Raw genomic sequence first — 18,073 nt, forward strand, 5'->3', positions numbered from 1 at the left:
AAAAGCAATACCTCTCGTCTGGGGATGCGCGTATTCGCATAACACCGACTGCGCTCAACGCGCCAAGCGGGAGGCGCGTGACATCCGGTGAACGCTAGGTCGGCGATCCAAGCTGCGCGGCGAGGCGGCCGTGTTACGATGGCATTTTTCGGGCGAGCAGCAGGATGCTTTTGGGCAATCGGACGGCGGCCTTGCGTGCTGGCGATGTGTTCGCCGGGCGATATGCGATTGAGCTCGAGGCAGGGCAAGGTGCGGCGGGGATCGTCTATCGTGCGATCGATCGCAAAGGGGGTCGCTTGGTGGCCCTCAAGGTTTTGCGTGGGGTCGATGCCGATCCGGATGCCGTCCGAAGATTCGTCGCGGAAGCGGGTGCGTTGGAACGGCTCGATCATCCGGCCATCGTGCGCTACGTGGGGCACGGATTTTCCGAGCGGGGCGAGCCCTTCCTGGCCATGGAGTGGATCGAGGGGGAGAGTCTGGGTGCGCGCCTCGTTGGCAATCCACCGGGAATGGATATCCGGGAGGTCGTCGTTCTTGGACATCGTCTCGCCGGTGCACTGACCGCCGTTCACGCCAGCGGCATCGTCCATCGCGATGTGAAGCCAAGCAATATTTTGCTCGCCTTCGGTCGTGCCGGCGAAGCCAAACTCACCGATTTCGGGGTCGCACGCGACGAACGCGCGACCCACTCGACGACGTCGGGAACCATCCTCGGCACGATTGGATATCTCTCGCCGGAGCAGGCAAGCGGAGACCGCAAACTCGATGGTCGTGCGGATCTTTTTTCACTCGGCTGCGTTCTCTTTCGGTGCCTTACGAATCGAGAGCCCTTCGAAGGCGATGACGCGCTGACCGTCATCGCCAAGGTCCTCCTGGGTCGGGCCCCGCGCGTTTCTGAGTTGCGCGCGGACGTGCCGAAGGCGCTCGATGCACTGATTGCGCGCATGCTGGCCAAAGATCCCGACGCGCGCCCCGCATCGGCGCACGAGGTCCAACGCGAACTCGCGCGAATCGGTGCACGCATCGGTCTAGGGCTTTCGACGGGGACGGCGCCGGCCCGATGGCGTCGACCGTTCGCCATCGGGATTGCGCTCGCGGCGGGGCTTGCGATCATCGCTCCCTTTCAGCTTGCCGCGAAACCGCCACGACCACCACCCTCCTCTTTGGAAGCGCCCAATCCTGCATGCACGCTGGAAGCCGCCGAGCTGTACGAACAGGGCGTGCAAGAGGTCCACGATAGCCGTGAGGGGCACGGGCGCCGCCTCTTCGAGCGAGCCACCGAACTGGATCCATCGTGCGCGCCCGCGCACCTTCAACTGGTCGTCACGGGCGAGACGAGCGCCTCTCCGGTGCATCCGCGCGAGCGCCTCCGGCGTACGCTCGCCCTTCGCGACCGCCTCGGCGAGCGCGATCGGCTCGTCCTCGATGCATGGACCGCACTCGTGGGGCCGAGCGCGCCCAATCACGAGGAGGCGCTTCGGATCCTCGACGACGCCGTACGCGGTTATCCGCACGATGCGGAGCTACTCATGCGCGCGGGGCTTCGAAAAAGCTACGCGGCCACGGATCGCGCGGCCTACGAGGCTGCGCTCGAATTGGAGCGCCGCGCGACATTCATCGACCCGACGTTCGCCGCAGCATGGCAGGTCCAAGGGATCATTCTTGGTTATATGGGGCGGACGGAAGAGAAACTTCGTGCGCTCGACCGATGCCTCGAAGCTTCTCCCCAATCCACGGATTGCATCGACGGCCGCATGCTCGTGCTCAAGCGGCTGGGACGATGCGAGGAGTCGGTGGCCGAATCGCGCCGCGAGCTCGGCTTGGGCGTGCAAGAATCGAATCTATATTGGCACTTTGCCACCAATCTCGCCTCCGTCGGGGCAAGTCGCCCGGAGATCGAAGAGGCATTGACCCAGCGATGGAATCGACTCCCCGCCGAGAAGCGCGAATGGATGATCCTATCCGAACGGGTCAGGGTCGCGGCATGGATGGGCGAATTCGAAACCGCGCTGCATGCGGTCGATCAGCTCGCGCATATTGCCGCGACAACCTCCGACATCGATGCCCATTTGCGGCTGGCCGTCGTATCGTCGGGCCTCCTCCTCGAGCTCGGTCGCAGCACCGACGCATCCCTTGCTGCGCGGCGCTTTCTTCAGCGCCGGAATGTATGGGTCAAGGGATTGGGAAGGGTCGTCGGGACGAGCTATTACGACCCATTGCTGATTGCCACGCAGCTCGAGGACGGCTCGCTCACGCCCTCGGGTTGGCACAAAACGATGGACGAATGGGAAGAGGCCAATCGGACCCGATTGAATGATTTCCAACGTTGGGTCATGCGATGGGGCACCGCCATCGGGCCGCGAATCGGAGCCACGGAGGCCATCGCTCGCGAACCCCACGGCGACCCGGCGGTCCGCTCCTCGTCCGAGTTCGCAAGGTTGATTGGCGTGATGGATGGCTATGAAGGGCGTATCCGTCTCCTCGCCGGCGACGCCAGGGCTGCCGCACCACTTCTCGAGTCTTCCGCGCGCTCCTGCAATAGCCTCGATTTTCCATTTCTCAATGTGCAAGCACACCTGTGGCTGGGCATGGCCCGAGAGCAGCTCGGCGAGATCTCCGCCGCATGCGAGGCCTATCGTTTCGTGATCGATCGCTGGGGCAACGGCAAACTTCGCTCCAAGAGCGCGGAGGAAGCCAAACAGCGCCGGCACCGGCTTGGATGCTGATTCTCGGATGGCGATTAAGTCATCTCGACGACGACCTTGCCGACGGCGCGCCCGGATTCGACGTAGGCGAGTGCCTCCTTCGTTTGCGCGAATGGGAAGGTCCGGTCCACGACGGGGCGGATGACACCATCGTCGAGCAAGGCGGCAATCCGCGCGAGCTGTTCGGCGTCGGGGCGCATGAAGAGGTACTCGAACGTAGCCCGCCTCTCTCGGGCGAGACGCGTCACCTTTCGCATCAGGAATCCGAGTGCGAGCACGATCACGGGATTCAGGCCCCACGCCTTCGCGAACTTCGCGTCGGGCTTACCGCCGACGGTGACGACGGCACCGCCTTCTTTCACGATGCGGAAGCTCCGCTCGAGCGTCTCACCGCCTTGCGTGTCGAAGACGACATCGCATGGGGCCACGACCTCCTCGAACCGTTGCGTCTTGTAGTCGACGACCTCGGAAGCGCCGAGCCCCTCGACGAGGGCACGGTTTCTCGAGCTCGCCGTCGTCGCGACGGTGGCCCCGAGATGGCGCGCGAGCTGGATGGCGAACGTGCCGACGCCGCCGGAGCCGGCATGAATCAGCACCCGTTGGCCCTTCTCGAGCTTGGCGATCTCGATGAGCGCTTGATACGCCGTCAGGCCGACCAGCGGGATCGACGCGGCCTCCGCGTGTGTGAGCTTCGCGGGCTTCCTCACCGCGAACGCCTCGTCGACGAGCACGCGCTCGGCGAAGCCGCCAATGCGATCTTTGCGAAGCCGGGCGAAGACTTCGTCGCCAGGCGCAAAGCGCGTAACCCCCGGGCCGACGCGCATTACAACGCCACTCACGTCACTGCCGAGGACGAGAGGAAAGCGATCCTTGACGAGCACTTTGACGCCGCCGCTGCGGATCTTGAAGTCGACCGGGTTCACGCTCGCCGCTCGGATCTCGACGAGGAGGTCCCCCGGGCCGGGCTCCGGCTCCGGCAGATCGCGCAAGGAGAGCATCTCTGGACCGCCGTATCGATCGATCGCGAACGCCTTCATGGCGATCCATCCTACGTGCAGAACACACCGGCCTCAATGCGGCTTCACGTCGTCCGCAGGTAGGTCGAAGAACGCCTTCGTCGTGGCCACCGTAGCGCGCTCGAACTCCGTTTCCGATTCGTTTCGTGCTTTCGCCACGGCCTCGAGAACCCAGCGCAGGAAGCACGGCTCATTTCTCCCCGTGCGCGGTCTTTCCGCACGTGGCATCGAGCGCGGAAGGATGTAGGGTGCATCCGTTTCGATCATGATGCGATCCCGCGGAATGCGGCGGACGAGATCGACCAAGTGGGTGCCGCGTCGCTCGTCGCAGATCCAGCCTGTGATTCCAATGTGCAAATCGAGATCGAGGTATCGCGCCAGCGTCTCGGCCGATCCCGTGAAACAATGAACGACGGCCCGGGTCAAGCGTGGACGAAAGCGCGCAAGGACGGCGCTGAAGTCGTCCTCCGCGGCGCGTTCGTGCAGAAACACCGGCATGCCGAGATCCGCAGCCAACTCGAGTTGGGCCTCGAAGCAACGAAGCTGCGCATCGCGCGGTGAGAAATTGCGATCGAAATCGAGTCCGCATTCACCGATGGCGCGCACCTCGGGGCTGCCTGCCAAGGTGCGCAGCGTATCCAGCGAGCCTCGCGAGAAATCCTTCGCGTGGTGCGGATGTATCCCCGCCGTCGCGAAGACCCGCGGTCCGTCTGCCGACGCCCCATTGTCTCGAGCGATCTCCAACGCAGCACGACTGACAGATTCGCTCGTCCCGGTCGCCACGATCGTCGTGACACCGGCCAGCCGTGCACGACGGAGGACGGCCTCGAGGTCACCGCGAAAAGCTTTGTTGGCGAGATTCGCACCGATGTCGATCATGGGGCCTGCTCAGCCTACATGAATTGGCATCAGCGAGCGCGATCCTCGAACAGCGTCACGAAGAGAAGAAGAAACCGCCAGGACGCCAAAAGAGAGGCGCCAGGATCGCCAGGTGAACCAACAATAGACTCTTATTTGGGGATTTATCGTTGGTTCAGTTGGCGATCCTGGCGTCCTGGCGGTTTCCTTCTTTCTGTGAGGGCCCCCCCTCCCCGCGCGGCGCGTGCTCAGTATTTCAAACCGAAGCCATACGGGAACAGCGGATCGTAGCCGGCGTCGCCGCGGTGGCTCGGCAATTGGCTAGCGGATTTGGGCCATGAGATGGGCAATTTGCCCGAGAAGTTCGCGCGCCCGAAGAGGACGTCGGTGACGCCTTGGCCCTCGGTGCCGGGGAGCCAGGCGGCGACCAAGGCCGCCATTTTCGGGAGGCGATCGGTGACGATCAGCGGGCGGCCGGAAACGACGACGACGACGCACTTCGTGGCGGCGCAGACCGTGTCGACGGCGCTTTGATCCGCGGCGCTCAATGGCAGATCGCGGCGGTCGCCGACGCCCTCGGCGTAGGGGGTCTCGCCGACGACGACGATGCCGACGTCGTAGCCGGCATTGGCCTGTTCGGCCGTGGGAACGGCGGCGTAGTCGACGGTGCTATCGGCATCCACGCTCGCGCGTACGCCCTCGAGGATGGTCGTCCCGATGGTCTTGCGGCCGCTGCCCCCTTGCCAGGTCAGCGTCCATCCACCGGTTTGATTGCCGAGATCGTCGGCGTTGCTGCCCGCCACGAGAATCTTCGTTACCCGGCGCCGCAGCGGCAGTACGCGCTGGTCGTTCTTCAAGAGCACCAGCGACTCACGCACCGCCTTGCGGGCCAGCGCGCGGTGCGCTTTGCCGCCGAAGCTGCGCTCGAAGCGGGTGTCGGAGAAGGGATGCTCGAAAAGCCCGAAACGGAGCTTTTCGCGCAGAACGCGCGACACGGCGTCGTCGATGCGCGATTCCGGAACATTGCCGGCAGTGACTTCGGCCTCCAATGTCGAGATGAATCGTTTGTAATCGAATGGGACCATGACCATGTCCACGCCGGCATTGATGGACGTGCGAACCGCCGTCGGATAGTCCGGCGAGATTTGGTCGATGCCTGCATAATCGGAAATGACGAATCCCTTGAAGCCGAGCTCCTTCTTCAAAACGTCCGTCACCAAGTATTTGTGGCCGTGCAGCTTCACGCCATTCCAGCTCGAAAACGACGTCATCACCGTGGAGACACCGCGCGCGATGGCCGCCTTGAATGGCTCCAAATGAACGGCGCGCAATTCGGCCTCGCTCGAGCGCGTGTCGCCTTGATCCAAGAGATATGTTCCATGGGTGCTGCTGCCGAATGCCGTACCGCCGTCGCCCACGTAATGCTTTGCCGTGGCGAGAATGCTGCCGGGCCATCCGGGGATCGTTTGGTATCCGTCGATGATGCTCGAAAGGGACGTGGCGATCTCCGGCTCCTCGCCAAAGCTTTCGTACGTGCGGCCCCAGCGCTCGTCGCGTGCCACGCAGAGACACGGGCTGAAGGTCCAATGCACGCCGGTGGCGGCCACTTCTTCGGCGGTCGCGCGCCCGATCAGGCGGGCCAACAGCGGATTGCGCGTGGCGCCGAGACCGATGTTGTGCGGAAAGACGGTTGCACCATACAACTTGTTGTGGCCATGCACGGCGTCGATGCCGAAGACCATGGGAATGCCCAAACGCGTGCTCGTGGCGAGCTTCTGGAAGTCGTCGATCATCGTTCGCCAGCCGAGCGGCGTGTTGCTGGCAGGTGTGCTCGAGCCGCCGGCGAAGATGCTGCCCAATCCGTAATCGCGAATATCGGTCACTGCCCCGCCGCGCGATGGCTCGAAGGCCAATCGTTCGGCCTGGGTCATTTGGCCGATTTTTTCCTTTAGCGTCATACGCGCCAAAAGGTCGCGCACGCGCGCGTCCACGTTGCCGACATGAACGCCAATCGAGAGCTTGGCGACCTGATCCTCCAGCGCACTCTCGTCGCCCGAGTCCTCCGCGAGGAGCGCGTCCTCGTTCACGCCAAGGTCGGACGAATCCGATTGGGACGGCGATTCCGAATCACACGATACGAGCGATGCCAGCGTGGCCGCGGCCACGATGATGCTGCGGGTGACATTGCGCATGGGACAATCCTCCGGAGGACGGTTGGGCGATCCCCATTGAATGACACCGGTTACCGTTCCGTGTCAAACGGAATGGATTTGGTAGGGTACCCCCATGCTCCGATCCCTAAGGCCGCTCGCTGCCGCCGCGCTCCTCCTCCCCGCCACATTCGCAACCAATGCCGCCGCGGAATCCGCACAAGCCGATGCCGACGACGAGGCTGCAGGAAGTGCCGCAGCGCAGTGCGAATTCACACCGACACCGGAAAACCCGGCGGCAAAGCCCGTTTCGGTGCCCTCGGCGTCAGCCCGCGCGAAGGGCACCGTCGATATCGGCTTTTGGACCAATTATGGCTGGTTCGTGGTCCGAATGGATCGCTCCAATGCGCCGTGTGGCGTGCACAACTTCGTGCACCTCACGCGCAGCTGGTTCTACAACGACACGCAGTGCTTTCGGCTCACCAACTCGCCGCGGCTCGGGGTGCTGCAGTGCGGGGATATTTATCGACAGGAAGAAGGCGGCCCTGGGTACAAATTTCCCGACGAGGTGACCGGCAAAGAGACTTATCCGCGCGGCACCGTCGCGATGGGCAACCAAGGGCCGGGCACGAATGGGAGTGAATTCTTCATCGTGCATTCCCACGCCAACATCGCGCCAAATTACACCGTGCTCGGTCAAGTCATCATCGGCATGGATACGCTCGACCGGATCGTCGCTGCGGGGATCCAGGATCCGGATTTGGATGGGCCGCCGAAGTACCCCGTGCGCATTCATTTCGTCGCCACGCTCGGACAGCATCCCTAGAGCTGGTTCCCGCCCATTTCCGCATCGGACCGTCGGATAGCCGCTGCCGCGGAAGCCCGGTTCGATGATCCATGGATCAGGGCAATGAACGCGGCGGAAAGCGGTTTCAATAAGCGCGGGATCGGCGCAGAGCACATACACGGCGCCACACGTGAGCCCTTGAAGCGATGGCGTGGGACTGGCTCGATCGCTGCATTGAAGCGTTTGCGTGAGTCCGACAGCGATCCCTGAAGACCCTCTCGAGGTCACCCAGACAACCGCACCCGCCTTTCTCGAGTTGGGCGGAAAGGCGGTTCCCATCGCGAGACCACCCCGGCCGCGGCAGGCTCCGAACTCGGTGCCCGCCGCCGCGCCGACGACGCCGGATTCGCAGGACGGCCGCGGCGATCCCACGTCGTCGGGCAAGATGCTCGTGCAAGGCAAAGGCGTTCCGCCGCTGCCGGCCCGCAAAGGGCTCATGCCCCTTCCGCGTGTTTCGGCGCCGCCAGCCCCACGCACGCCGTCCCCCCTGCCGCCCTCGATTGTCATCGACGATTCGAGCGAGGACCTGCTCGACCCCGGCGACGACGAAAACGCGACCATTCCGCTGCCGATGGAGGCGGTGCGGCAGCAGCTCGGCGAGCGGCCCTCGTGGCCGCCGCTTCCGCCGCTGCCTGCGCTGACGTCGCCGGACATGGCTCGAAACGCCATTCCGCTTCCGCCACCGGCCCCCGGAAGCCCTAGGCCGCCGTCGTTCGGAGGAAGCATCACCTTGGTGGGCCCGCCGCGGCCCGCGCGACGTCCGCCGCCCGCGCAAGCGGGTTATACGACCCCGCTCCCGCACCCGTATCTGCCGCCGCCACCGCCGTCGTCACTGCCCGCGCCTCCGATGGGGCCCGCTTTGCCTCCCCATCCCATGGCGGCGCAGATGCCCATGCCCCCGCCGTTGGTGCATCCCATCGACCTCGAGTCGATGACGGCGCCGGCGCGCTACCGCATGCAAATGCCCACCGTGCGGCGCGAGCCGGGGCCCCTTGGCGCGCGCGCCGGTGCGCCGACGTTGGGGCGCATTTGGCGAGGCATCACCGACGCGCTGTCGCATCCGGTGCTGCGCTCGCGCGGGGCGTGCGCGGCGCTCGGTGTGCTCGCGGGTATTTCGATTGCGGTGCTCTACAGCGAAATGACCCAGCCCGATCTCACGAACCTGCGCCCCGAAGCGCTCCAAGGGTACGTGCAGGCCGCAGCATCACCGCCCCCCGTTCCCAAGGCGGCGCCCAAGCCCGCTCCCATTCCGAAGGTACCGCAACACATCGGCGTGGTGATGCCCGAAGAAGAGGCGCCCGCGGCATCGGCTTCCGGGGCGCCGCGCAACGCTCAATGAATGATGACTTCGCCCTTGGTGGCGCATCCGAATTGAACATCGATGTGTGCGCCCGCGGTGCTCTTCAGTGCGCCGCACGTGGACGGGCATAATTCGATGATCTTGGGATTCGACGTATTGTCGTAGTGCCACCCCTCCCCGCCGTTGCACGTATCGTTGTACGTGAGTGTCTGCGCCCCTGCGTTCGACGTGATGACGACGTTGACGGCCTTCAGGTCGAACGTCTTTCCCGGCGGCGGAGGCGGAATTGCGACGCTGCAGGAGATGCTCTGTCCACGGATTTTCGCGAGAGCCGCTCCGAACGAGCGTTTCGTATTCTCGGGGTTGTCGACGTCGACCATGATGGCCTTTCCAGTACCGCCGCTGTTGGCGATTTGGTTGAGGCTATCCAGGCTGGGAGTGTCGGTGCTTTGCACCCCGATGACGTAGGTCTTGATGCCGGCACGTCGGGCCTCTTGCGCCACGGCCGCGGTATTCTCGACGGTGCTCTGCGGGGTACAGGCATCGGAAGGGATCCCGTCGGTCACCAGCACGATGAGCGTGGTTTCGTTCGCATGCCCCGAATCCGACGCAATAGCTTTGGCTTGCTCGATGGCTCCCAAAAGGGCCGCGTGCGTTGGTGTCGACCCGTCAGGGCTCGTGGCATCGAGTGCGCCCGCAAAATCGGTGGCGTTGGGCAGCTTGCGCAAGGAGACCGCCGGGGTCGAATACGTCTCGGTCGCGCAGCATTCCTCTGCGGAGGCGATAACCTCACCGGTCTGAGGATCCCATATGGTGCCGCAAAGACCGCGGTCGCCGCTTTTTTCGGAAAAGAACGCGAGCGACGCGTTCATGCCGCTCGAGGCCGCGTCACCGAAGAACGATCGGGTGGCGGCGACGACTGGACGCCATTTGATGTCACGAATGTCTCTCTGGGGCTCGGTTTGCGTCCATCCCATGCTTGCGGACCGGTCGAACATGAAAACGAGATTGACGCCGGTGAGCTTGCCCTCGGCGCCGGCGGCGGCGCAGTGAGGATCGGGCTGCCCGCCGCCGCCACCACCGCCACCGTCGCCCGACGTGGGTCCGCCGTGACCGAAGCCGCCACCACTGCTTCCATGTTCCTCGGTACCGCCACCACCACCTCCGTTGCCACCGTTACCACCATTACCGCTACCGTCGCCAAAGCCCGAATCATTGCTGCCGCCACAGCCAGCTGCGATGAGGGCGATGAGGGATGCCGCGGCGCCAAAAGACGCGAGTCGACGTTGGTTCATCCCCGTTCATGTCCGCAGCCTGGCACCTTCGTGGGTCAAACGACCCTGTGGCCGCAGTTTGTATTTTCGTCAGTTAGCGCTGATGAAGTTCTGAATCCAAGGGCTCACCTTGGAGACGACCCCGCTCGTCGACGTGTTGTTGCAGTCGTAGGTGTCCACCGTGGAGTGCACGCCATAGACGTACGTCTTGCCGCCGACGGTAACGAGATCCGGTCCTCCGCTGTCGCCCTCGCACGTACCACCCTGCCTCGAGTCGAAATCCGTCTCGAGGCCGCTCGTTCCAATGCCCTTTACCTTGTAGGTCACGTGGAGACGTTTCAGTGCCAAGTTCGACGAACCGTGCGGTTCGTTTTCGGTGCGGCCGTAGCCGACGGCGTCGAGTGTGTCGCCCACTTTGACGTTGTTCAACTCCGGCGGGAGCGCAGGAATCACCTGCATGTTCCCATCGCCATCGTTGAACGAGACCATGCAAAAGTCGTAAGAACTGCCCGGATTTCCGGTGTATGACGCGTGCGCGAGGTAGCTCTTGACCGTGTAAGCTTTGGCCGCACGGAAATCGGCGCCGATGCGTACTTGCTTTGGCGGAGAGTCCGATTCACAACAATGCGCCGCGGTGAGAACATAACCGGTGGTGCCCTTGGTGGAGACGATTGTCCCGGTGCACAAAGAGCTGCCGGTGTACGTTCCCACGATGGCATCGTGCCCATCGGGCGATCCATTGATGATCGGCGATTGCACATTTTCCGTGGGACCTTCTTCGGGAGCCGTGAGATCCGTCCCACTGCAGCCAAGGGCCAAAAGGCCCATGACACCGATGGACATGGCGCGAACGACCTGACGATATGCGATCATGAGTACCTCGCTTCCGAGCGGGTGATTGAGGAGGAGAAAACCGCCAATCCGCAAGGACGCTCGCAGCTCACTCACATGGTGGCCGCAACCATCGCTCATCCGGATGCGATTCAATTGCCAATAGCACGGCGTGGAAATGCGCTCACGAAGAAAACATATCAATGACACATCTACATTGGCTTTATGGCCCGTAACGTATCGTCGATTGATGAATCGTCGTGTCCGAGCGTTGGCCACGGCCCCACGGCCGGTCGGACCGCGTACATGGCATGACGCATTGGGCAAACGCCTCGCCCAGCAATGTCACCCATTCGTTTCCGAACGCTCGTACAGTCGTCATCGAGTTTCTGCACCGTCCGCGGCCCGGAGGCTCTTCGATGATGCCAATCTTTCGAACGACGGTCGGTCTGTTGACCGGTTCGTTTCTCGTGCTTGCATTTGGGTGCTCGGGCGATGACGGTGCCAATGGTGCATCGGGTGGGAATGGAAACAATGGAAAGGACGGAGCCAATGGCAATGACGCGCCCCAGGCTCCGCCCGCGAACGCGGCGCGTTGGCTTTCTTTCGGCGACGTGGGTTTTCCGCGCACGAACCTCGAGAAAAATCAGGTGCGAGCGTCGGGCAAGGCCAATGTCGATGGGAAGGAAGTCCCGATTGGCTATCAGCCCATTCTGCGTTCGGGCCAAGATCCGTCGCGCCCCGACAAGAAGTGCGACCTCGTAGCGAGCCCTTCGACATGCGCCGGCGCGCAACTCGCCAAGGACGGCACGCTCCTGAAGGACGATGGCGGCGAGCCGATGATCAGCAATCAAAACGACTTTTCTTCGCTTCTGGACGTCGGGGGCAACAAGTTCCTGGTGCACTCCTTCGAGTCCTACCCCGCCGCGCTGTACGTCACCAAGTTGACGCAGGCCGACACGGGCGCCCTGAGTGCGACGGCGACCAAAGCCATCGATCTGTCGTCGATCGATGGGCTCTATCGCTCGTGCGCCGGCTCCATCACGCCGTGGGGCACGCATCTTTCGGGCGAGGAAGCCCAGGTCGATGCGCGGCCGGTGGATGCGGCCGCCACGTGGGAGGCGCTGGGAAAGACCGGGCGCTGGGGCGAAATCAAGCTGATGGGCCGTTACCTGGGCCTCGACTTCACGGACGCCAATGGCGATGGCGCCCCCGATGCGAACGTGAGCGCCTTTCAATCGGCATATTCGGCGTACTTCCACGGATACGCGGTCGAAGTGGCCCTCGATGCGAACGGCACGCCGGCCGTGAAAAAGCATTATGCGATGGGCCGGCTCGGGATGGAGCTTGCCTACGTGATGCCGGACAAGAAAACGGTGTTTCTCACCGACGACGTCACCAATGGCACGTTGCTGATGTTCGTCGCCGACGCGGCGGGCGATCTGGGTGCGGGAAATCTGTATGCGATGCGCGTGTACCAGACGGCGCCGGCCGGCGGCACTTTCCAGGCGGACATCGAATGGGTTCCTTTGGGGCATGCGACGGATGCGGAGATCAGCGCGTTGATTCACCCGGCGGGCGGGCCGCGTATCAAGTTTCAAGATATCTTCGACGCGGCCGACGTCCAAACGGGCAACACGTGCGCCGATGGCTATACGCTGGTACGCGCCAATGGGGACAACGAGAACCTGGAGTGCTTGAAGCTCAAACCCGGTAAAGAGCTGGCGGCTTCACGGCTCGAAACGCGGCGTTACGCCGTGATCAAGGGTGCGACCGCGGAGCTCACCAAGGAAGAAGGGCTCACGTACGATCCGGATACGAATCGCCTCTACATTGGATTGAGCGACATCACGGCATCGATGGGCACGCAGTCGGGCGGTGACAATCATATCAACGTGGCAGCGAACCGCTGCGGCGGGGTGTTCGCCCTCGACGTGGGGCCTTGGGTCGATTCCAACGGAGCCAAGGTAACCGATTATGCGGCGCTGAATTGGTATCCGCTGATTGCGGGCTCGGAAACGGCGTATCCTGCGAGCAGCGCCTACGCGGGCAATACGTGCGCGGTGAGCGGGCTTGCCAGCCCGGACAATGTGACGTACCTGCCCGGCTACAAGGTGCTGATGATTGGCGAGGACACGGGGCGCCATCAGAACGACGCACTCTGGGCCTACCACGTGCCTTCGGGGAAGCTGACCCGCGTGCTCACCACACCGTACGGCTCCGAGGTAACCTCGCCGTATTGGGTGCCGAAACTTGGCAATCACGGATACCTGATTACGTCGGTTCAGCACCCCTATGGTGAAAGCGACTCGTCCCACGCCAAGGACACCGAGGCGACGGGAACGGCAAGCTGGATCGGCGTCGTCGGCCCCTTCCCGGTGCTGCAGTAATCATGGTTCGCACGGCTTGCGCGCTGAGTTTCGCCGTCGTCGTGGGTGCGATCGCGGGTTGCCGCGAGTCGCCACGCGCGCAAGCCGTCGCGGAAACGGCTCCGAATGGTACGCCGTACGTGCCGCCGCAGTGCTACACGAAAACCAAAGACGAAAGCGGGCGCGTTCACAATCCGTGTTTCACCTGCCATGCGGATTCGGCGCCCCCGAATTACGTGGCCGATGGGTCGTTGCAGCTCGCTTACGAGTTCGGCCCCGCGTCGCGGGCGAATCCGTGGACGAATCTCTTCGTCGATCGCACGGCGGCCGTTGCTGCGATATCCGACGAATCGATCACGGATTACGTGCGCGAGAACAACTACCGCAACAAGGTGTACGACCTTGCGTTCCATTTCGACGACGAAGGGTTCGATCGCGCGGCCGACGGTCGATACACGGGTTGGCGCGCCTATGCGTATTACCCATTACCGGGTAGCTTTTGGCCCACGAATGGCTCCTTTGGCGATGCCTTGATCCGGTTGCCCGAGGCATTTCGCCAGAATCGCGAAGGGCGCTTCGATCGAGGAATTTATGCGCTCAATCTCGCGATCTTGGAGGCTTTGATCGCGCGGCGTGACGTGCCTATTTCGCCAGCGGACGAGCGTGTCCTCGAGCGCGATTTGGACGGAGATGGCGTCCTCGGCGAGGCGCGGGTAGTGCGTTATCGCTGGAGGCCGGGTGGCGGAGGAATGAGCTGGGTTGGGCGCGCGGCGGTGTTGCAGGTCGAAGGCAAGGCGCGCCTCGCGGCCGGCTTGTTCCCCGAGGGGACGGAGATAGCGCATTCGCTGCGCTACCTCGATGTCGACAATGGCCGCGTGCGCATGGCTCCGCGCATGAAAGAGCTGCGCTACATGGTGAAACGCCGCTGGGTGACCTACGGCGAATTCGAGCAGCAAGCCGCCGCCGAGGCGGCGGAAAAGACGCAATCACCGAACAAGACGCGCGCGATGGTGGCGGATGGCGAGCACGGAATCGGCAACGGCGCCGGGTGGCGCATGCAAGGCTTCATCGAAGATGCCAGCGGTGCGCTTCGCCCGCAGACCCTCGAGGAACACGCCTTCTGCATCGGCTGCCATTCGGGGCTCGGTGTGACCGACGACAGCGTCATCTCGTTCGGACGCAAACTCCCCGCGTCGAGCTTTCAGGGCGGTTGGTTCCACCCCACGCAGCGCGGACTCGATGGGCTGCCCGAGCCCACGCGCGCCGATGGCCGCGGCGAATACACCACGTACCTGGAGTGGAATGGCGCCGGCGACGAGCTTCGCGCCAACGATGAAGTGCTCTCACGCTTTTTCGACGCCAAGGGCCAGCTCGAACCGACCATGGCCGCGCGGGCGAGCGCCGACGTGAGCGTGCTCCTTCTCCCGAGCCCCGAGCGCGCGCTGCGCCTCGACAAGGCCTACCGCATCATCGTGCGCGAACAGAGCTTCGCCCGCGGACGCGACGCCACCGTCACCCCCGCGATCCACGTGCACCGCGAGCTGCCCGAGGGCGATCCGCCCACGGGCATCGTCGAAGCGCGCCTCGACCGGCGCCGCACCGCCAAGTAATCATCCTCCTCAGACTCGGGTTTCGAGCTTTAGGCATTCTGATTCCGAATCCGAATCTGATTCCGATTCCGATTCCGATTCCGATTCCGATTCCGATTCCGAATCAGAATCCGATTCCGAATCTGATCTCAGATTAAGGGTCCCTCTCCAAAAGCGGAGGTTCCCCACTTCAAAATAGTCACTGCGCAGGAGAAGCTTCCGCCAGGCGCTCCAGGCGGGTGCCCATCGATTCGTACGCGGGGTTCGTTTTTGGCGCCTCGAAGAGCCCCGAGGCCAGCGGCAAGTCCATCCGGATCGGGTCGCACATCATCACGCGGATCTCGCGGCGGCCGCGCCCGGGCATGCCCGCGTGCAACAATTGCAAATTGTCGAAGATGAGGACATCGTCCTTCTTCCACGTAAAAACCGAGGTGTGCCGCCAAATCGCGGCGGCAAGCGTCTCGACGTCCTCCGGCGTGAGGCGCTCGGCAATGCGCCCCGACGAAGGGGCGAGACCGTTCGCGGTCGCTCGCTTGCCGAACATGCGCGAGGCCACCGCGGCCACACCGCCCACGAGCACCTGGAGCGCCAAGCGCCACGAATCGAGCGCCGGCAACAGCGCGGCCACCGCAGGGTAACGCCAGCCGAGCCGAGGCAGCGCCCATTGAAGTCCGCGGTAGCTCGGTGCAATCAACCGGCGAAGCGCCGCGTCGAGGCCTTTGATCTCCGAGGAAAAATTGATCTGCAGGGCCAGCCGCCCGGTGTGCGAATGCTTGTAGACCGCAGGCTTGTGAACGAGCACCGAGTCGCCCGTCATCTCCAGGCCGGCCTCGAGGCAAAACGCTTTCACGGTGTCCACGGGCAATTGATAGCGGCCCGCAATGATCGACAGCGGCAGGGTTCCCGCAAGGACCCTCTCCCCTTCCAGTTTCCTTTTCAGCGCGTCCGGCAGCTCAGCATACATATGTGTACTCTGCACGAGGGCCGTTTCCCCGCCGAGGGAGGGCGGCTCTTTGCACCAAAAGCTCTGAACGGCAGGAACATCGGTCGAATAGAAATTCTCACTATGGAACCCACCGAGGTGGAGCCCGCCCCCGGTCTTGTAAAATGAATTCGTATTGAAGACCGCGCGGGTGCCCGCAATCTTGTCGCGGCCTGCCTCGCTCATGAAGTATCCGCACATCGGCTGTGCGGCATCGAAGCTCGTCACGATGCCCTCGAAATCCTCGTCGCGTTGCACATCGAATCCGCGCAGGAGGATCGCGCCGTGCTCGTACATCGTTTCCTTGAGCGCGCGCGAATGGGTCACGAGGAATTCGCGCAAGGTTCGGACATCCCGAAAGCGCTTGGCCTCGATGACCACCGGCAAGAAAGTCTCGCCGCTGGGGTACGGCCTCTCCCCTGCCTCCACCGCGCGTGTCGTCACGCCTTGCCATTCGGACAAGGTGGAAGAACCTGCATTCATCGTAAGGTCACCTCTTTCGGCCGCAATGCCGATTCGTGCCGGGTCCGGTATTCGAACAATTGCCCGCCATCCGCCTTGAGAACACGATCGGCCAAGTGGAAATAGTGCTCGTCGTGGGTAATGGCAAATACGGTTTTACCCGCAGCTTTGAAGACCGGTAGCAACTCCGTGTAGAAGATGCGCCGGAAAACAGGGTCCTGATCGGCCGCCCACTCGTCCAACACGAGAATGGGGCGATCTTCCATGACGGCCAGCAGCAGCGCGAGGCGTTTGCGCTGCCCGAAGGAAAAGCGCGTATCGGACAGGGCGCCGCGTTCGAGGCTCACTTTGTGGGTCATGTCCAAAGTATCGAGCCACTCGAGAATTTCCGATTCGTCCGCGTTCGCACCGCCCGGCCCGAGCACCTGGCGAAATAGATGAAAGTCGGAAAAGACGCTGGCGAAGAGCCCGCGGAACGAAGGCATTTCGGTATCGCGGATGACCTTCCCGTCGATGCGAATTCGCCCGCTGCGCGGCCGGTACAAGCCGGTGAGAAGGCGCGCGATGGTCGACTTGCCGCTGCCGTTCCCGCCCACGAGAAACACGACTTCGCCCCGCCGCAAGGTCAAGTCGATGGGGCCCACGTGGAAGCCTTCGCCGGCACCCGGGTAGCGGAAGGTGAGCGCCTCCAAAGACAGCGCGGTCCAATCCCGTGGGAGCGCCACACCGGCGGGCTCGAACGCCGGTTGGTACTCGGCGAGCTCCAGGGCATTCACCTTGTCGAGCGAGACGCCGGCATTCACCAGGACGGGAATCGTATGGGCGACATCCGTGAGGGGGCCGCGCAAAAACAGAATGGTGAGCGCATACGTGGCCGCGACACCGGTGCTCGCCCAGGCAAAACCGTGTGCCAAGAAGAACGATAGGCCAATGGCGCCGAGAACCATGGCATTGATCCACGCGTCGTTGAAGCCATTGAGGATGCTCGCGCGCGTGGTTTGCTCGCGGTTGCGCAGGGCATTCGGCTCGAACTCGTGCTCGTAAACGAAGCGGGCGCGCTCCCGGTTCAGGGCGAGCTCCTTGCGGCCCTCGATGACCGCTTGGTAATCGGCATAGAGCCCGTCCTCCGATTCGCGCATGGCCCGCGCGTGCCGGTAGGTGCGGGTCAGGACGGCGACGCTCACCGCCGCCACCAACGCGATCCATGCGGCGGTGGCGAGAAACAGCCGCGGCGAGAGCCAAGCCAAATAGCCGAAACCGCAAATGCTGAGCGTTGCGCCGTACGCGGCCGCGGGAAATGCAATCAGGGCGGTGGTGATATGCCCCGTGTCGCTGCTCAAACTGGCCAATATGCGCGCCGAACCCAGGGCTTCCAGGCGCTCGATGTCGGTGTCGAGCACGCGTTTCACCAGCGTGCGTCGCAGTTCGTACATGGATCGCTGGGCGAGGCGCACCATGGTGGCGTGGGCCGCCACGGTGAAGGCGAACAACGCGAGCAGCAGCCCCGCATAGTGCAAGAGCGCGGGCCCGAGGGAGGGCGGCGTCCTCAGAAGCCGCTCGTTGATGAAAGCGATGGTCAGAACGCTGAGCCCGGAGCTCGCGATGCTGAACGCCAGAACCAACACGATGGTACGGCGGCTTTGGCGAAACATCGAACGGAGCAGGTTCACGGAAGGTCTCCTGGGTGAGT

12 protein-coding genes are annotated in these 18,073 nt (G+C 63.5%); 5 read left to right on the plus strand and 7 right to left on the minus strand.

Annotated elements, in window-relative coordinates:
- Nucleotides 1-191: 191 nt before the first annotated feature.
- Nucleotides 192-2,726, plus strand: a complete 2,535-nt coding sequence (locus LZC95_33075) for a serine/threonine-protein kinase (protein ID WXA91277.1) — start codon at nucleotides 192-194, stop codon at nucleotides 2,724-2,726.
- Nucleotides 2,727-2,740: 14 nt separating this feature from the next.
- On the opposite strand, the gene LZC95_33080 is transcribed toward LZC95_33075, so the two are convergent.
- The 3 genes from LZC95_33080 to LZC95_33090 all read right to left on the minus strand — a co-directional run bounded on the left by LZC95_33080 (nucleotide 2,741) and on the right by LZC95_33090 (nucleotide 6,771).
- A complete protein-coding gene (locus tag LZC95_33080) occupies nucleotides 2,741-3,742 on the minus strand; it encodes an NADP-dependent oxidoreductase (protein WXA91278.1) in 1,002 nt (333 codons plus the stop codon).
- 33 nt (nucleotides 3,743-3,775) lie between these two features.
- Complete coding sequence (locus tag LZC95_33085; GenBank protein WXA91279.1) at nucleotides 3,776-4,600, minus strand: TatD family hydrolase; 825 nt, start codon at nucleotides 4,598-4,600, stop codon at nucleotides 3,776-3,778.
- A 227-nt stretch (nucleotides 4,601-4,827) separates the two neighbouring features.
- Nucleotides 4,828-6,771, minus strand: coding sequence for a glycoside hydrolase family 3 protein (locus LZC95_33090; GenBank protein WXA91280.1), 1,944 nt, complete (start codon nucleotides 6,769-6,771; stop codon nucleotides 4,828-4,830).
- Between the two features lie 94 nt (nucleotides 6,772-6,865).
- Between LZC95_33090 and LZC95_33095 the strand changes: the two genes are divergently transcribed.
- Nucleotides 6,866-7,555 carry a peptidylprolyl isomerase gene (locus LZC95_33095; GenBank protein ID WXA91281.1) on the plus strand — a complete coding sequence of 230 codons (690 nt, stop codon included), beginning with the start codon at nucleotides 6,866-6,868 and terminating at the stop codon, nucleotides 7,553-7,555.
- Between the two features lie 208 nt (nucleotides 7,556-7,763).
- A complete protein-coding gene (locus LZC95_33100) occupies nucleotides 7,764-8,915 on the plus strand; it encodes a hypothetical protein (protein WXA91282.1) in 1,152 nt (383 codons plus the stop codon).
- Here LZC95_33100 and LZC95_33105 read toward each other — a convergent pair.
- A complete protein-coding gene (locus tag LZC95_33105; protein ID WXA91283.1) occupies nucleotides 8,909-10,171 on the minus strand; it encodes a VWA domain-containing protein in 1,263 nt (420 codons plus the stop codon). The two genes, LZC95_33100 and LZC95_33105, sit on opposite strands and share 7 nt — an antisense overlap.
- 69 nt (nucleotides 10,172-10,240) lie before the next feature.
- Nucleotides 10,241-11,023, minus strand: a complete 783-nt coding sequence (locus LZC95_33110; GenBank protein WXA91284.1) for a trypsin-like serine protease — start codon at nucleotides 11,021-11,023, stop codon at nucleotides 10,241-10,243.
- 377 nt (nucleotides 11,024-11,400) lie between these two features.
- Between LZC95_33110 and LZC95_33115 the strand changes: the two genes are divergently transcribed.
- Nucleotides 11,401-13,371 (plus strand): DUF839 domain-containing protein, encoded by a 1,971-nt coding sequence (locus LZC95_33115; protein ID WXA91285.1) that lies wholly within the window; start codon nucleotides 11,401-11,403, stop codon nucleotides 13,369-13,371.
- Between the two features lie 2 nt (nucleotides 13,372-13,373).
- Nucleotides 13,374-14,960, plus strand: a complete 1,587-nt coding sequence (locus tag LZC95_33120) for a hypothetical protein (protein ID WXA91286.1) — start codon at nucleotides 13,374-13,376, stop codon at nucleotides 14,958-14,960.
- Nucleotides 14,961-15,138: 178 nt separating this feature from the next.
- Here LZC95_33120 and LZC95_33125 read toward each other — a convergent pair whose 3' ends face one another.
- Both LZC95_33125 and LZC95_33130 read right to left on the minus strand, forming a co-directional pair.
- Nucleotides 15,139-16,404, minus strand: coding sequence for a TauD/TfdA family dioxygenase (locus LZC95_33125; GenBank protein ID WXA91287.1), 1,266 nt, complete (start codon nucleotides 16,402-16,404; stop codon nucleotides 15,139-15,141).
- Complete coding sequence (locus LZC95_33130; protein ID WXA91288.1) at nucleotides 16,401-18,053, minus strand: multidrug ABC transporter permease/ATP-binding protein; 1,653 nt, start codon at nucleotides 18,051-18,053, stop codon at nucleotides 16,401-16,403. The genes LZC95_33125 and LZC95_33130 overlap by 4 nt, the downstream gene beginning before the upstream one ends.
- Nucleotides 18,054-18,073: the final 20 nt, after the last annotated feature.

It is taken from the genome of Sorangiineae bacterium MSr12523 (genome assembly GCA_037157775.1).
Taxonomy (GTDB): domain Bacteria; phylum Myxococcota_A; class Polyangia; order Polyangiales; family Polyangiaceae; genus Pendulispora; species Pendulispora brunnea.